Origin of the sequence: Streptomyces sp. NPDC087270, assembly GCF_044744625.1 — a bacterium.
Taxonomy (GTDB): domain Bacteria; phylum Actinomycetota; class Actinomycetes; order Streptomycetales; family Streptomycetaceae; genus Actinacidiphila.
On record NZ_JBIUYR010000001.1, the window covers coordinates 777,874 to 794,024 of the forward strand.

Annotated in this window: 9 protein-coding genes; 7 read left to right on the top strand and 2 right to left on the bottom strand. The window is 72.5% G+C overall.

All coding sequences use genetic code 11. From position 1 onward, the window contains the following. Window positions 1-11 precede the first annotated feature (11 nt). On the bottom strand, window positions 12-2,552 hold the full coding sequence (locus ACIPAE_RS03435) for a DEAD/DEAH box helicase (protein ID WP_402442594.1): 2,541 nt from the start codon (window positions 2,550-2,552) through the stop codon (window positions 12-14). A 191-nt stretch (window positions 2,553-2,743) separates the two neighbouring features. On the opposite strand from ACIPAE_RS03435, the gene bldG reads away from it, so the two are divergent. The 5 genes from bldG to ACIPAE_RS03460 all read left to right on the top strand — a co-directional run bounded on the left by bldG (window position 2,744) and on the right by ACIPAE_RS03460 (window position 8,905). Beyond that, entirely contained in the window at window positions 2,744-3,085 is a 342-nt protein-coding gene (bldG, locus tag ACIPAE_RS03440) for an anti-sigma factor antagonist BldG (protein ID WP_031520166.1), read from the top strand. Between the two features lie 80 nt (window positions 3,086-3,165). After that, the gene (locus ACIPAE_RS03445; protein ID WP_328467399.1) at window positions 3,166-3,585 is read left to right on the top strand and encodes an ATP-binding protein; all 420 of its coding nucleotides are present in this window, start codon (window positions 3,166-3,168) and stop codon (window positions 3,583-3,585) included. A gap of 268 nt (window positions 3,586-3,853) precedes the next feature. Beyond that, window positions 3,854-6,334: a sodium-translocating pyrophosphatase gene (locus tag ACIPAE_RS03450; protein WP_402442596.1), complete on the top strand. Its 2,481-nt coding sequence runs from the start codon at window positions 3,854-3,856 to the stop codon at window positions 6,332-6,334. Between the two features lie 212 nt (window positions 6,335-6,546). Further along, the gene (locus ACIPAE_RS03455) at window positions 6,547-7,131 is read left to right on the top strand and encodes a small secreted protein (protein ID WP_329366336.1); all 585 of its coding nucleotides are present in this window, start codon (window positions 6,547-6,549) and stop codon (window positions 7,129-7,131) included. A gap of 160 nt (window positions 7,132-7,291) precedes the next feature. Further along, window positions 7,292-8,905 carry a methyltransferase gene (locus ACIPAE_RS03460; RefSeq protein WP_402442598.1) on the top strand — a complete coding sequence of 538 codons (1,614 nt, stop codon included), beginning with the start codon at window positions 7,292-7,294 and terminating at the stop codon, window positions 8,903-8,905. Between the two features lie 10 nt (window positions 8,906-8,915). Here ACIPAE_RS03460 and ACIPAE_RS03465 read toward each other — a convergent pair whose 3' ends face one another. Next, a complete protein-coding gene (locus ACIPAE_RS03465; protein ID WP_402442599.1) occupies window positions 8,916-9,347 on the bottom strand; it encodes a DUF2752 domain-containing protein in 432 nt (143 codons plus the stop codon). A 611-nt stretch (window positions 9,348-9,958) separates the two neighbouring features. Between ACIPAE_RS03465 and topA the strand changes: the two genes are divergently transcribed. Together topA and tmk are read left to right on the top strand one after the other, a co-directional pair. Further along, the gene (gene topA, locus ACIPAE_RS03470) at window positions 9,959-12,763 is read left to right on the top strand and encodes a type I DNA topoisomerase (RefSeq protein WP_402442601.1); all 2,805 of its coding nucleotides are present in this window, start codon (window positions 9,959-9,961) and stop codon (window positions 12,761-12,763) included. Between the two features lie 91 nt (window positions 12,764-12,854). Beyond that, window positions 12,855-16,133: a dTMP kinase gene (gene tmk, locus ACIPAE_RS03475; RefSeq protein ID WP_402442603.1), complete on the top strand. Its 3,279-nt coding sequence runs from the start codon at window positions 12,855-12,857 to the stop codon at window positions 16,131-16,133. The last annotated feature ends 18 nt before the right edge of the window (window positions 16,134-16,151 follow it).

Consider the following 16,151-nt stretch of genomic DNA (forward strand, 5'->3'; position numbering starts at 1 on the left):
TGGGCTGCGGGCTACGGCTGCGGTCGCGGGTCCTGGCCGGAAGCGAGCAGGCAGTCCAGGAGACGGACGGCGGCGGCTTTGTCGAGCGGGTCGTTGCCGTTGCCGCACTTGGGCGACTGCACGCAGGAGGGGCAGCCGTGGTCGCACTCGCAGGAGGAGATGGCCTCGCGTGTGGCGGCGAGCCAGCCGCGGGCGGTGCGGAAGGCGCGTTCGGCGAAGCCCGCGCCGCCCGGGTGGCCGTCGTAGACGAAGACGGTGGGCAGGCCCGTGTCGGCGTGCAGCGGTATGGACACGCCGCCGATGTCCCAGCGGTCGCAGGTGGCGAAGAGCGGGAGGAGGCCGATGGAGGCGTGCTCGGCGGCGTGCAGGGCGCCGGGCAGTTCCTCGGGATGGATGCCGGCGGCGTCGAGTTGGGCATCGGTGACGGTCCACCAGACGGCGCGGGTGCGCAGGGTACGAGGAGGGAGGTCGAGTTTGGACTCGCCGAGGATCTCGCCGGTCAGCAGCCGGCGGCGCAGGTAGGAGACCACCTGGTGGGTGACCTCGACGGAGCCGAAGTGGATGCGGGCATCGCCCCAGGGCTCCTCGACGTCGGTCGACAGCACGCGGACGTCGGTGGTGTCGCGGGCCATGGTGGAGAAGGGCGGGTCGGCGCGTTCGACCAGGGCGACGGAGTCGTCGAGGTCCAGGTGCCGCACGAGGTAGGTGCGGCCCTGGTGGAGGTGGACGGCGCCCTCGTGGACGGTGGTGTGGGCCGAGGACGCGTCCACGGTGCCCAGCAAACGCCCGGTGCCCGCCTCGACGACCTGGATCGGGGCGCCGCCCTCCCCGCGGATGTCGGTGAGGTCCGCGGCCCGCTCCCGCCGGGTCCAGTACCAGCCGTTGGCCCGTCGGCGCAGCAGCCCGCGCTTCTCCAACTGCGGTACCAGGTCGGCGGCTTCGGGCCCGAACAGCGCCAGGTCGTCGTCGGTCAGCGGCAGTTCGGCGGCGGCCGCACACAGGTGGGGCGCGAGGACGTACGGGTTGTCCGGGTCGAGGACGGTGGATTCGACGGGCCGTTCGAAGATTGCCTCGGGGTGGTGGACGAGATACGTGTCCAGCGGGTCGTCGCGGCCGACCATGACCGCGAGCGCGCCTTGGGCGGTGCGCCCGGCCCGCCCGGCCTGCTGCCACAGCGAGGCGCGGGTGCCCGGGTAGCCGGCCAGCAGGACGGCGTCGAGGCCGGAGACGTCCACGCCGAGTTCGAGGGCGGAGGTGGATGCCAGGCCGAGCAGCCGTCCGGAGTGCAGGTCGCGCTCCAGGGCGCGGCGCTCCTCGGGCAGGTAGCCGCCGCGGTAGGCGGCGACGCGCTGCGGGAGGGAGGCGTCGATCTCGGCGAGCCGCTCCTGGGCGATGAGGGCGACGAGTTCCGCGCTGCGCCGGGAGCGGACGAAGGCGACGGTCCGTACGCCTTGGAGGACGAGGTCGGTCAGGAGTTCGGCGCACTCGGCGGTGGCGGTGCGGCGGACCGGGGCGCCGTGCTCGCCCGACAGTTCGGTCAGCGGCGGCTCCCACAGCGCGAAGGCGAGTTCGCCGCGCGGCGAGGTGTCCTCGGTGACCTCGACGACGGGCACGCCGGTCAGGCGGGTGGCGGCTTGGGCCGGGTCGGCCGCGGTGGCGGAGGCGAGCAGGAAGACCGGCTCGGCGCCGTAGCGGGCGCAGATCCGCCGCAGGCGGCGCAGCACCTGGGCGACATGGGAGCCGAAGACGCCCCGGTAGGTGTGGCACTCGTCGATGACGACGTAGCGCAGTCCGCGCAGGAAGGAGGACCAGCGGGCGTGCCCGGGCAGGATGCCGCGGTGCAGCATGTCGGGGTTGGTCAGCACGTAGGTGCCGTGCCGGCGGACCCATTCGCGTTCCTCGAACGGGGTGTCGCCGTCGTAGACGGCGGGGCGGACCGCGGTGCCCAGTGGTGCCGCGAGCGCACTGACCGCGCGGCGCTGGTCGGCGGCGAGCGCCTTGGTGGGCGCGAGGTAGAGCGCGGTGGGCCCGCGTGCCCCCGCCGCGCCCGCCCCGGCCCGCCGCGCCGCGGCCGTACCGCCACGTCCGGCCCTTACGGCCTGTCCGGCCCTCACGGCCTGTCCGGGCCGTCCGCCGTCCGCCCCGGGCACCTGCGCGCCGGGGGCCCCGGCCGGCCCGTCCGGAGCCCCTGGCGCCCCCGCGTCGTCCGACCCGCGCTGCTCCGGCAGCAGCGCGCTGAGCACCGGCGCCAGATACGCCAGCGACTTGCCGGAGGCGGTGCCGGTCGCCACGACCACCGACTCGCCGCGCAGCGCGTGCCCGGCGGCGAGTGCCTGGTGCTCCCACGGACGGTCGATCCCGGCCGCGCGGATCGCGTCGACGACCTCCGGACGGATGCCCTCCGGCCAAGATGCATGACGGCCGACCCGCGGGGGCAGGTGCTCCGTATGGGTGATGCGTACGGCGCGGTCAGCCCCCGCGGAGAGCCGCTCCAAAGCGGTCCGTGGGGACGGGCGGCCGTGCGCCGACTGCGGAAGTTGATCCTGGGCCATCGGCACTCAGTGTGTCACCGGCATGACGGACAATCGCAGTAAGGCGTCGTGCGGGCCCACCGCGAAGTGATTGAATGCCATCGCGGCCCAACTCCTTCCCCCACCTGTCGGTGGAGGAGTCGCCACTACCGTTAACGTTTCGGTGGAGGCCCCAGGGGGGCGCCGCGTCGATGCAAGGTGCTGGAGGATCAGTGGACCTGTCCCTGTCGACCCGAACCGTCGGCGATCGCACGATCGTCGAGGTCGGCGGCGAGATTGATGTGTACACCGCGCCCAAGCTGCGTGAGCAGCTCGTGGAGCTCGTGAACGACGGGAGTTACCACCTCGTCGTGGACATGGAGGGAGTCGACTTCCTCGACTCGACCGGCCTGGGTGTGCTCGTCGGTGGGCTCAAGCGGGTACGTGCGCACGAAGGATCGTTGCGTCTGGTGTGCAACCAGGAGCGGATTCTGAAGATTTTCCGAATCACCGGTCTGACCAAGGTGTTCCCCATTCACACCTCGGTCGACGAGGCTGTCGCGGCGACCGACTGACGTTCGTCCGAGAGGGGCACCGGGCGGATCGCCGTCCGGGCCCCTGTGATGCCCAACCACAGGACCGGAGGGGGAGCCCCATGCCCACCGTAGAACTGCTCTTCAGCGCCCAGCCCGAGCATGTGCGTACCGCACGGCTCGTGGCTGCTCAGGTGGCGCGCCGAGCGGGGGTGGACGAGGCGTCCCTGGACGAGGTCCGGCTGGCGGTCGGCGAGGCGTGCAGCCGCGCCGTCGGCCTGCACCGCAACAACGGCGTCGAAGAGCCGGTGCGGGTGCTGCTCAACGAGGACGAGAAGAAGTTCTCCATCGAGGTCGTCGACGAGGTTCCCGGCAACGCGACCGGTGGCGGCCACACCGACGGCCCGCCCACCGACGACGCCGCCGAGGACGAGGGCGAGATGGGCCTGGCCGTCATCAGCGGCCTGGTCGACGACGTCGAGGTGATCGACGGCGAGCGCGGCGGAGTGATCCGGATGACCTGGCCGACGGTCTCCGTCTAGCGCTGTCCCCCATATGGATCAGCGGCCGCGCCCTCTCCCGTAGATCGAAAACACGGCTCTCGTAGATCGAAGACGAGTCCCCGATCGGTCTTTTTCGCGCCGCGCGGAATGGTGCTGCCTCCTTTACCGTGGGAATTCCCTGCGAGCACCCTTTTTTGATCTTCTGCGGCTCCCTACAATCCGTCCATCTTGCTCAGCTCGCCTGAGCGTCGCGGCTTGATCAGCCGTAGGAGCCGCACGCCCATGCGCCAAACGTCAAGGAGGACGAATGGCGGGGCCACTCACCCCTTACCCGGGGTCGCTCAACTCTCCTCACGCACTGGCCGCAGCGCCGGTGCTGACCAGCGGGAACCGTACCCTGGTCTGGATCATCGCGGTCGTCGCGCTCGCCGCCCTCGCGCTCGCCTGGGTGCTGGTGCGCCAAGTGCTCAGGTCGGACGAGGGGTCCGACGCCATGAAAAAGATCGCCGCTGCCGTGCAGGAAGGCGCAAACGCCTATCTCGCACGGCAGTTCCGCACGTTGGGGATCTTCGCGGTGGTGGCGTTCTTCCTGCTCATGCTGCTGCCCGCCGACAATATGTCGCAGCGAATCGGCAGGTCGATCTTCTTCCTGGTCGGTGCGGTGTTCTCCGCGATCACCGGCTATATCGGAATGTGGCTCGCGGTCCGCAGCAATGTGCGGGTCGCCGCCGCGGCCAGGTCGGCGACCCCCGCGCCGGGTGAGCCGCCCGCGGACCTGACCTCCGTCTCGCACCGGGCGATGCGGATCGCGTTCAGGACCGGCGGCGTGGTCGGCATGTGCACCGTGGGCCTCGGCCTGCTCGGCGCGTGCGCGGTGGTGCTGATCTACAAGGCCGACGCGCCCAAGGTGCTGGAGGGCTTCGGCTTCGGCGCGGCGCTGCTGGCGATGTTCATGCGGGTCGGCGGCGGCATCTTCACCAAGGCCGCCGACGTCGGCGCGGACCTGGTCGGCAAGGTCGAGCAGGGCATCCCCGAGGACGACCCGCGCAACGCCGCCACCATCGCGGACAACGTGGGCGACAACGTCGGGGACTGCGCCGGCATGGCCGCGGACCTGTTCGAGTCCTACGCCGTCACCCTGGTGGCCGCCCTCATCCTCGGGAAGGTCGCCTTCGGCGACTCCGGGCTGGCGTTTCCGCTGCTCATCCCGGCGATCGGCGTCCTCACCGCCATGGTCGGCATCTTCGCGGTCTCCCCGCGCCGCGGCGACCGCAGCGGCATGACCGCCATCACCCGCGGCTTCTTCGTCTCCGCGGTGATCTCGCTGGCCGGTGTGGCGATCGCCAGCTACGCCTACCTGCCCTCCTCCTACGCCGACCTCAAGGGAGTCGGCTCCGACATCACCGGCCACAGCGGCGACCCGCGGGTGCTCGCCCTGGTCGCGGTGGCCATCGGCATCGTGCTGGCCGCGCTGATCCAGCAGCTCACCGGGTACTTCACCGAGACCTCCCGGCGCCCGGTCAGCGATGTCGGCAAGACCTCGCTGACCGGCCCGGCCACGGTGATCCTCTCCGGCATCTCGCTCGGTCTGGAGTCCGCGGTGTACTCGGCGGTGCTGATCGCGCTCGCCGTCTACGGCGCGTTCCTGCTCGGCGGCACCTCGGTGTGGCTGGCGCTGTTCGCGGTGGCGCTGGCCGGCACCGGGCTGCTGACCACGGTCGGCGTGATCGTCGCCATGGACACCTTCGGTCCGGTCTCGGACAACGCGCAGGGCATCGCCGAGATGTCCGGTGACGTGCACGGCGAGGGCGCCCAGGTGCTCACCGACCTCGACGCGGTCGGCAACACCACCAAGGCGATCACCAAGGGCATCGCCATCGCCACCGCGGTACTGGCCGCGACCGCGCTGTTCGGGTCGTTCAAGGAGGCGGTCGACACCGCCGTGGGCAAGGCGCACCCGCCCGCCTCCGACGCGCGCTGGCTGAGTCTGGACATCTCGCAGCCGAACAACCTGGTCGGGCTGCTGCTCGGCGCGGCCGTGGTGTTCCTCTTCTCCGGTCTGGCGATCAACGCGGTGTCCCGGTCGGCCGGTTCCGTGGTCTTCGAGGTGCGCCGGCAGTTCCGCGAGCACCCCGGGATCATGAGCGGCGACGAACTGCCCGAGTACGGCCGGGTGGTGGACATCTGCACCAAGGACGCGCTGCGCGAGCTGGCCACCCCGGGCCTGCTCGCGGTCCTCGCCCCGATCGCGGTCGGCTTCTCGCTCGGCATCGGCTCGCTCGCCTCCTACCTGGCGGGCGCGATCGGCGCGGGCACCTTGATGGCCGTCTTCCTCGCCAACTCCGGCGGCGCGTGGGACAACGCCAAGAAGCTGGTGGAGGACGGCCACCACGGCGGCAAGGGCAGCGCGGCCCACGCCGCCACGGTGATCGGCGACACCGTCGGCGACCCGTTCAAGGACACCGCGGGCCCGGCGATCAACCCGCTGCTGAAGGTGATGAACCTGGTGGCGCTGCTGATCGCGCCCGCCGTGGTGAAGTTCAGCTACGGCGTGGACGCCAACCTCGCGGTACGGGTGCCGGTCGCGATCGCGGCCGTCGCGGTCATCGTGATCGCGGTGTACGTGTCCAAGCGGCGCGGCATCGCGGTCGGCGACGACAGCGCGGACGGTGGCAGCGGCGGCGGAAGCGGAAGCGGTAGTGACGGTGGCAGCGGAACGGGAAGGGGAAGCGGCATCGGAAGCGACCGTGACAGCGGCAGCGACGACGGAGCCGCCGCGGCGGCCTGACGCCGTGTGAATTGTCACACCGCCAGGTGGGCGGCGGAGGCGCGGGCAGAACCGTACGAGGCCCGCGCATCCGCCGCCCACCTGCGGTTCAGCACATGCGACGAATGGCTTGAATATCAGATAAAAGGGGTCAACGGAGGTCAGGTCTGCGGGAGCGGTACCGCCCGGCCGTGTATGTTCCGGGGCCGTAAGGCCACGGAAGGGATCACCCGGTGAAGGTGAAGAAGAAGTTCCTGGCCGCGCTGTCCGGCGGCGCGGCCGTACTGCTCGCGGTGTCCGCGTGCGGCGGGGACGACACCGGCAAGAAGCAGGACGACTGGGCGAAGGGCGTCTGTGACCAGGCCCAGGTCCAGCTCAACAAGATCAACACCGCGAACACGTCGTTCGGCAAGGTGGACAGCGGCGGCAAGCCGCAGGACGTGAAGAGCGCCGACTCGGCCGCCTTCCAGTCGATCTCCGACGCGTACAAGTCGCTGGCCGGGATCTTCGGCAAGGCGGGTGCCGCGCCCGGTGACGACGGCGCGAAGTTCCAGCAGAACGCGGTGAACGTGTTCAACCAGCAGTCCGCGCAGTACGCCGCGCTGAAGAAGCAGGTCGACGGCCTGGACACCAGCGACCAGGCGAAGTTCGCGGCCGGCCTCGGCGACGTCTCCACCTCGCTCAAGCAGACCGCCGCCAACGGCCAGAAATCGCTCGACACCCTCCGCCAGGGCGACATGGGCAAGGCCCTCGCCCAGCAGCCCGGCTGCCAGGGCGTCTCCGGCGGTTCGACGAGCGCGAGCCCGACGGCGTCGTAACGGGACGGCGTCGGCATCGAACGGCGTCGGCGCCCGGCGCCGTCGTCGCCGGCCCGCGACATCGCCGGACCGTGCGGTCACCGGACGGTGTGAGGCACCGGACGGCCCACCCGGACCGCACCGGACCGCGGTACGGCACCCCTCCCCGGATTCCGGGACAATGAGCGGCGTGAGCGATCCGAGCAAACCGACCCAGCCGACCGGCGGTCCGCACTCCCCGCACCACCCGGGCGGTTCCGGCCGACCACTGCCCGATCCCGGCGCCGCGCCCGCCCTCCGCGCCGACCTGCTCGCCGCCGACTTCACCGCCGACGGCTGCCTGGAGCTGCTCGGGGCCGTCGCATACACGGCCCTGTCCCGCGCCGAGACCGTCCCCGCGCTGCGCGCCACCCGCGGCGGCAGCCCCCTGGAGACCCTGGTCCGGCTCTTCCTGCTCCAGCAGGCGGTCCCGCTCACCCGCGCCCGCGCAGCCCTGGGCAGCAATGCCACGGGTACCAGCAACACGGGCCTGGACCGTTACGAGGCCGCCGGCTGGCTGCTCCGCGACGGCGACGACATCCGCGCCACCGTCGACGTACGCCCCTACGCCGGGGACGCCGGCGCCGACTGGTGGATCGTCTCCGACCTCGGCTGCGCGGTCGGCGGCGCGGCTGGCGTCGGCAGCGCGCCCGGCGTGGACCGGGCCGACCTGGTGCTGGGCGTCGGCGGCGCGTCCACCACGCTCGCCGGGCTGACCGTACGCGAGCCGGTCGGCAGCGCGCTCGACCTCGGTACGGGCTCGGGCGTGCAGGCGCTGCACGCGTCCCGGCACGCCACGCAGGTGACCGCCACCGACGTCAACCCGCGCGCCCTGCACTTCGCCCGGCTCACCCTCGCGCTGTCCGGCGCGCCGGAGCCGGAACTGCGGCAGGGCGGCCTCTTCGAGCCGGTCGGGGACGCGCGGTACGACCTGATCGTGTCGAACCCGCCGTTCGTGATCTCGCCGGCCGGGCGGTTCACCTACCGCGACGGCGGGATGGCGGGGGACGACCTGTGCCGCGAACTGGTCCAGCGGTCCGCCGACCACCTCACCGAGGGCGGCTACTGCCAGCTCCTCGCCAACTGGCAGCACACCGAGGGCCAGGACTGGCGCGAACGCGTCACGTCCTGGCTGCCCGCCGGATGCGACGCGTGGATCGTGCAGCGCGAGGTGCAGGACGTGGCGCAGTACGCCGAGTTGTGGCTGCGCGACGGCGGCGACCACCACGCCGACCCGACCGCGTACGCGCGGCACTACGACGCCTGGCTGGACGACTTCGAGCGGCGCAAGGTCAACGGCGTCGGCTTCGGCTGGATCACGCTGCGCAGGTCAGGCGCCGAGCAGCCCTCGGTCACCGCGGAGGAGTGGCCGCATCCGGTGGAGCAGCCGCTCGGGCCCTACATCGCGGACTGGTTCGGCCGGCAGGACTTCCTGCGCGGGCACGACGACGCGGCGCTGCTCGCGGCCCGCTTCACCCTCGCGCCCGACGTGGTGCAGGAGCAGGTCGGGCTGCCCGGCGCGGAGGACCCCGAGCACGTGGTGCTGCGCTCCGCGCGGGGCATGCGGCGGGCCACGAAGGTCGACACCGTCGGAGCCGGGTTCGCCGGGGTCTGCGACGGCTCGCTGCCGGCCGGCCGCATCATCGACGCCATCGCCCAGCTCCTCAACGAGGACCCGGTGGTGCTGCGCGACCGCACCCCCGCGTCGATCCGCCTCCTGGTCGAGCAGGGCTTCCTCGCCCCGGTCCCGGAGTAGCCGGAGCGGCTCAGTTCAGGTTGCGGAACAGCGTCCACACCACGGCCACGACCAGCAGGGCGTACTGGGACCGGGGGCGGAGGATCGGCTGCCAGCGCCGGCCGCGCAGGCCCTCGACCACCCAGCGGCCGAACATCCAGACCAGCGCGGGGGACAGCACCAGGACCAGGGCGTTGTCGTGGAAGGCCCGCACGGGGTCGCCGTGCAGGAGGTCGTACGCGAGGCGGGTGGCGCCGCAGGCGGGACAGAGCAGTCCGGTGAGCCAGTTGAAGGGGCAGCGCGGCAGGAAGTGCCCGCTTTGGTGCGGGTCGGTGCGGTAGAGGTAGGCGGACGCGGCCACCCCCACGGCGAGGGTGGCCAGCGGCACGACCGCCGGGTGCGGGCGCCGCGGCCCGGAGCGGGGCGGCTCGGAGCGGTGCGGCGCGGCGGTGGGGTAGCTCACGGGGACAGGTCCCCGCGCTCCGGCCGGCTCTCGTACGGGTTGTCTCCGTACGGCTCGCCGGCGGACGGATTCCGGTCGGACATGACGTGTCCCCCTGCCCCTGCGTTCCCGCCGTCGTGCGGATCGGTCGTCCGCCTGCCCGCGGCCATTTTTGCAGCACCCGGCGCGCCGCGTCCCGTACCGCCGTTGATACGAACATTGATGCGAACCGGCCCGTGGGCCGGCCCGTGAACCGGCCCGCGAACCGGCCGGTGAACCCGCCCGTGAACCGGCCGCGGACAAGCCGCGGACGCGTCGCGCCGACCGCCGCCGCGGGCCCGGCCCGCCCGGCCCGCGGGCCCCGCCTCCGCCGTACCGCCCGTGTGGCCGTCCGCCGGAGCGGACGTAGGGTCGGCAGTGGAGCGGCATTGAGCCGCGGGGGTCGGAAAGCGCGATTTCGGGCAGGATCAAGCCCGTGGACGTAGCCTGCTGGAGGACCCCGCCGGTGTGGATAGAACGTACATCGGGTTACCGTTCGAGTGGCGTTGCGGACTTTTCCCGTTTGACACGGGCCCAGGAGGTACGGTCACACTCCGCAGCGACACCCCTTCGAACCGGAGAGAAGAGCGAAGTTGTCCCCGACCCGCGAGACCGCACAGGGCGGCCGCCGACTCGTCATCGTCGAGTCGCCTGCCAAGGCGAAGACGATCAAGGGCTATCTCGGCCCTGGATACGTCGTCGAGGCCAGCGTCGGGCACATCCGCGACCTCCCCAACGGGGCCGCCGAAGTGCCGGCGGAGTACAAGGGCCAGCCGTGGGCACGGCTGGGCGTCAATGTGGACAGCGATTTCCAGCCCATCTATGTCGTGAACGCCGACAAGAAGGCACAGGTCAAGAAGCTCAAGGATCTCCTCAAGGACTCCGACGAACTATTCCTGGCCACTGACGAGGACCGCGAGGGCGAGGCCATCGCCTGGCATTTGCAGGAAATCCTCAAGCCCAAGGTGCCGGTGCACCGGATGGTGTTCCACGAGATCACCAAGGACGCCATCCAGGAGGCCGTGCGGAATCCGCGCGAGCTGAACCAGCGCTTGGTCGACGCCCAGGAGACCCGCCGTATCCTCGACCGGCTCTACGGCTACGAGGTCTCCCCGGTGCTGTGGAAGAAGGTCATGCCGCGGCTGTCGGCGGGCCGGGTCCAGTCCGTGGCGACCCGCCTGGTGGTCGAGCGCGAGCGCGAGCGGATCGCCTTCCGCACCTCCGCGTACTGGGACCTGACCGGTGTCTTCAACACCGGCCGGGCCGGTGACGCCTCCGACCCCGCCACGCTCAACGCCAGGCTCGTCGCGGTCGACGGCCGCCGGGTCGCCCAGGGCCGCGACTTCGACGCCTCCACCGGCGCGCTCAAGCAGAGCGCCGCGGTGCTGCACCTGGACGAGGAGAACGCCCGGGCGCTGGCCGCCGCGCTCGCCGACTCGCAGTTCTCGGTGCGCAGCGTCGAGTCCAAGCCGTACCGCCGCTCGCCGTACGCGCCGTTCCGCACCACCACCCTCCAGCAGGAGGCGTCGCGCAAGCTCGGCTTCGGCGCGAAGGCCACCATGCAGGTCGCCCAGAAGCTGTACGAGAACGGCTTCATCACCTACATGCGTACGGACTCCACCACGCTGTCGGAGACCGCGGTGGGCGCCGCCCGCGCGCAGGTCGCCCAGCTCTACGGCTCCGACTACCTGCCGGACAAGCCGCGGGTCTACGCGGGCAAGGTGAAGAACGCCCAGGAGGCGCACGAGGCGATCCGCCCCTCCGGCGACCGCTTCCGCACCCCCGCCGAGACCGGCCTGACCGGCGACCAGTTCCGGCTCTACGAACTGATCTGGATGCGCACGGTCGCCTCCCAGATGAAGGACGCGGTCGGCCAGTCCGTCACCGTCAAGGTCGGCGGCGCCGCCTCCGACGGCCGGGACGCCGAGTTCTCCGCCTCCGGCAAGATCATCACCTTCCACGGCTTCCTCAAGGCCTACGTCGAGGGCGCCGACGACCCCAACGCGGAGCTCGACGACCGCGAGCGCCGGCTGCCGCAGGTCACCGAGGGCGACCCGCTGACCGCCGACGAGATCACCGCCGACGGCCACTCCACCAAGCCGCCCGCCCGCTACACCGAGGCGAGCCTGGTCAAGGAGCTGGAGGAGAAGGAGATCGGCCGCCCGTCGACCTACGCCACGATCCTCGGCACCATCCTCGACCGCGGCTACGTCTTCAAGAAGGGCACCGCGCTCGTCCCGTCCTTCCTCTCCTTCGCCGTGGTCAACCTGCTGGAGAAGCACTTCGGCTGGCTGGTGGACTACGACTTCACCGCCTCCATGGAGGACGACCTCGACCGGATCGCCCGCGGTGAGGCGCAGGCGGTGCCGTGGCTGCGCCGGTTCTACTTCGGCGCGGAGGGCGACGGCGACGCGGCCCCGGCCGCCTCCGCCAACGGCGGCGACGGCGATCACCTCGGCGGCCTCAAGGAACTCGTGGAGGACCTGGGCGCGATCGACGCCCGCGAGATCTCCTCGTTCCCGGTCGGCGAGGGCATCATGCTGCGGGTCGGCCGCTACGGGCCGTACGTCGAGAAGGGCGAGCGCGGCGAGGACAACCACCAGCGCGCCGACGTCCCCGAGGACCTGCCGCCGGACGAGATGACCATCAAGCTGGCCGAGGAGCTGTTCGCCAAGCCCAGCGGCGAGTTCGCGCTCGGCGACGACCCCGAGACCGGCCGTCCGATCGTCGCCAAGGACGGCCGCTACGGGCCGTACGTCACCGAGGTGCTGCCCGAGGACACCCCGAAGACCGGCAAGAACGCGGTGAAGCCGCGCACCGCCTCCCTCTTCAAGTCCATGACCCTGGACACCGTCACGCTCGCCGACGCCGTCAAACTGATGTCCCTGCCCCGGGTGGTCGGCACCGACGCCGAGGGTGTCGAGATCACCGCGCAGAACGGGCGCTACGGCCCCTACCTGAAGAAGGGCACCGACTCGCGCTCCCTGGAGAGCGAGGACCAGCTCTTCAGCATCACCCTCGAACAGGCGCTGGCGATCTACGCGCAGCCCAAGGTGCGCGGCCGCGCCGCCGCCAAGCCCCCGCTGAAGGAACTGGGCACCGACCCCGTCAGCGAGCGCCCGGTCGTGGTCAAGGACGGCCGGTTCGGTCCCTACGTCACCGACGGCGAGACCAACGCGACGCTGCGCCGCGACGACGACGTCGAGACGATCACCCCCGAGCGCGGCTACGAACTCCTCGCGGAGAAGCGGGCGAAGGGCCCGGTGAAGAAGAAGACGGCCGCCAAGAAGGCACCGGCGAAGAAGGCTCCCGCCAAGAAGACGGCCGCGAAGAAGACCGGTTCGGCCACGGCGGCGAAGAAGACCGCGGCGAAGAAGGCGAGCTCCGCCAAGGAGTGAGGACGGCGCGGACCCGCTGACGTGGTGAGCGGCACTGTCCGTTTGTTCGGGCGGACACGTTTGGTTCGGGTGGGACGGATAGGCTGTCAGAATGACGCGATCCGAGCAGCCAGCGCAGCCCGCGACGGACGTCACCGAGGCGTTCGCGACCGACCTCTCGGCCGACTCCCGTGAGCGTGCCGTGGGCGCGTTGCTGAAGATTCCCACGCTGCGCAAGCTGTGGAGCGCGCAACTGACCGGTGCGGTCGCCGACCGCCTCGGCCTGCTGGTGCTGCTCGTGCTCACCGTGCAGGCGACCGTCACCGCGCACTCCTTCGGCGGCGGCTACCGGGGTGTCGCGTACGCCGTCGCCGCGGTGTTCGCCGCCCGCCTGGTGGCCACCCTCCTCTTCGGCGCGGTGCTGCTCGGACCGCTGACCGGGCTCACCGCGGAGAGCGGCCCGCTGGACCGGCGCTGGACGATGATCGGCGCGGACGGCGTACGGCTCGCGCTGTTCATCGTCGCCCCGCTGTGGGTCACGTGGGTCCCGCACTCGGCGCACCTGTGGCTGCTGGCCACCGCGTTCGCCGCCGGACTCGCCGAGCGGCTGTGGACGGTCGCGAAGGACGGCGCCGCCCCGGGGCTGCTGCCCCCGGCCGGCGACACGTCGGTCCGGCCCGCGCCCGACCACCTCGCCACGCTGCACCGCCTCGACCTGCGCACGAGCTTCGTCGCGCTGCCGCTGGCCGCCGCCTCCCTGGTCGTCGTCACCCTCGTCAACACGCTCATCGCGGTGGGCGTCGACTGGTTCCACCTGCACCAGGTCGCGCTGTCGTCGTACGTGGCCGCCGGGCTCTTCTCGTCCTCGATGGCCGTGCTGTACCTGCTGGAGCTGCCCGCCGGCAGCGCCGCGAAGCCGCACTCCCCGCTCCAGGGCCTGCGGCTGCCGAAGGGCCCGGCGGGTGCCGAGCGGGGCCGGACCGGCGCGCTGCCGCTGCTGGTGCTCGCCACCGCCGCGGTGGCCGGGGCGATCGGCGTCGCCGTTTCGGTCGCCGTCCTGCACGCGCTCGCCCTCGGCTTCGGGCCGACCGGCTTCGGCCTGCTGGTCCTGACGCTGACCGCCGGCACCGTGATCGGCATCCGGATCGCCCCGCACACCCTGCCCGCGCTCTCCCGCCGCCGCCTGCTGGCCGTGGGCACCGGCGTCACCGGCGTCGCGCTGCTGCTGACCGGCATCGTCCCCGACCAGGCCACGGTGCTGCTGCTGTCGCTGCTGGCCGGCACCGCCGCGGGCGTCACCGCGAACGCCGGGCACACCCTGATCGAGCAGGAGGCCGAGGAGTCCCGCCGGGTACGGAGCGTCGAGCACCTGCACGCGGTCGTGCGCGCCGTGCTCGCCGTGGCCGCGATCGGCGGGCCGCTGGTGGCCGCCGCGATCGGCCCGCACCGCATCCAGAACGGCCACTTCACCTTCGACCACAGCGGTGCCGCGTACACCCTGATCCTGGTCGGCGCGCTGCTGCTGCCGGTCGCCGCGCTGGTCCTCGGCAAGACCGACGACCGTACCGGGGTGCCGTTGCGCCGCGACCTGCGCGAGGCGCTGCGCGGTGCGGAACCGGCCACCGGACCCGCCGCCACCGGCTTCTTCATCGCGATCGAGGGCGGCGACGGCGCCGGCAAGTCCACCCAGGTCGAAGCGCTCGCCGAGTGGATCAGGGCCAAGGGCCACGAGGTCGTGGTCACCCGCGAGCCCGGCGCCACGGCCGTCGGCAAGCGGCTGCGCTCCATACTCCTGGACGTCTCCTCCGCCGGGGTCTCGCACCGCGCCGAGGCCCTGCTCTATGCCGCGGACCGTGCGGAGCACGTCGACACCGTGGTGAAGCCCGCTCTCGACCGCGGCGCCGTCGTCATCTCCGACCGCTACATCGACTCCTCCGTCGCCTACCAGGGCGCCGGACGCGACCTCGCGCCCACCGAGATCGCCCGGATCTCGCGCTGGGCCACCGACGGGCTCGTCCCGCACCTCACGGTGCTCCTCGACGTCCCGCCGGAGACCGCCCGGGAGCGCTTCACCGAGGCCCCGGACCGGCTGGAGTCCGAGCCGGCCGAGTTCCACCAGCGGGTGCGCTCGGGATTCCTGACGCTCGCCGCCGCCGACCCAGCGCGCTACCTGGTGGTCGACGCGGCCCAGGAGCCCGAGGCGATCACCACCGTCGTACGGCACCGGCTCGACCGCATGCTGCCGCTCTCCGCCCAGGAGATCGAGGCCCGCGCCGAGGCCGAGCGCAAGGCGGCCGAGGAAGCCGCCCGGCTCGCCGCGGAGGAGGCCGCCCGCAAGGCCGAGGAGGAGCGGCAGGCCCGCGAGCGCCAGGAGCAGCTCGAACGGCTGCGCCGCGAGGAGGAGGAGCGCCGGCTCGCCGCGGAGGAGGCCGCGCGCCGCGAGATCGCCGAGCGCAAGGCCGCGCAGGAGGCCGAGGCGGCCCGGCTCGCCGCCGAGGAGGCCGCTCAGCGGCAGGCCGAGGAGGACGCGCGGATCGCCGCCGAGGAGGCGGCACGGGCGGCCGAGCAGGAGCGGCTGCGGCGGCTCGCGGAGGAACAGGCGCGGCTGCGCGCCGAAGCGGCCGAGAAGCGGCAGGAGAAGCAGCGCAAGGCCGAGGAGGCGCTGTTGCGCGCGGAGGCGGCGCGAGCCGCTGCCGCTGCCGCGTCCGACTCGGAGGAGACCGCGGTGCTGCCCGCGGTGTCGGACGCGCCCCCGGCGGATTCCGACCCCGGCTCCGACTCCGACTCCGGCACGGACTCCGGGTCCGGCTCCAGCTCTGATTCCGGGTCCGGCTCGGGCGCCGGGGCTCGGTCCGGGTCCGGCTCCGGGTCCGACGCGGCACCCGACTCGACGTCCGGTGCTCCGTCCGACGCCGACGAGACCACGGTGCTGCCCGCGCTGCGGGACGAGCCCCACGCGGGGCCCGACGACGTCTCGGACTCCGATCGGACCGCGGTGCTGCCCGCCGTCGCGCCGCCCGCGTCGTCCTCCTCGGAGACGACGACGGTCATGACCCCGATCACGCCTGAGCCTGAGCCCGCGCCTACGCCCAGGCCGCAGTCGCAGTCGGAGCCGGCGCCGGAGACCTCGGGCAGCAATGACGAGACCACCGAGCTGCCGCCCCCCACGCCCGGCACCGCGCGTTCCGACGACCCCACCGACCGCGTGCCGCCGTGGCTCTTCCGCCCCGACCAGCCCACCGGCGACGAGCGCACCCATGAGATCCCCGCCGCCCAGGCCGCGCGCCGCCCCCGCCCCGAGTGGGCGGAGGAGACCCCTCTCGACGACCTTCCCACCCTCGCGGACGAGCTCCTCGGCCCCCACGACCGGGAAGACCCCCCGCGCGGCTGACCCCCGGGACCGCTGACC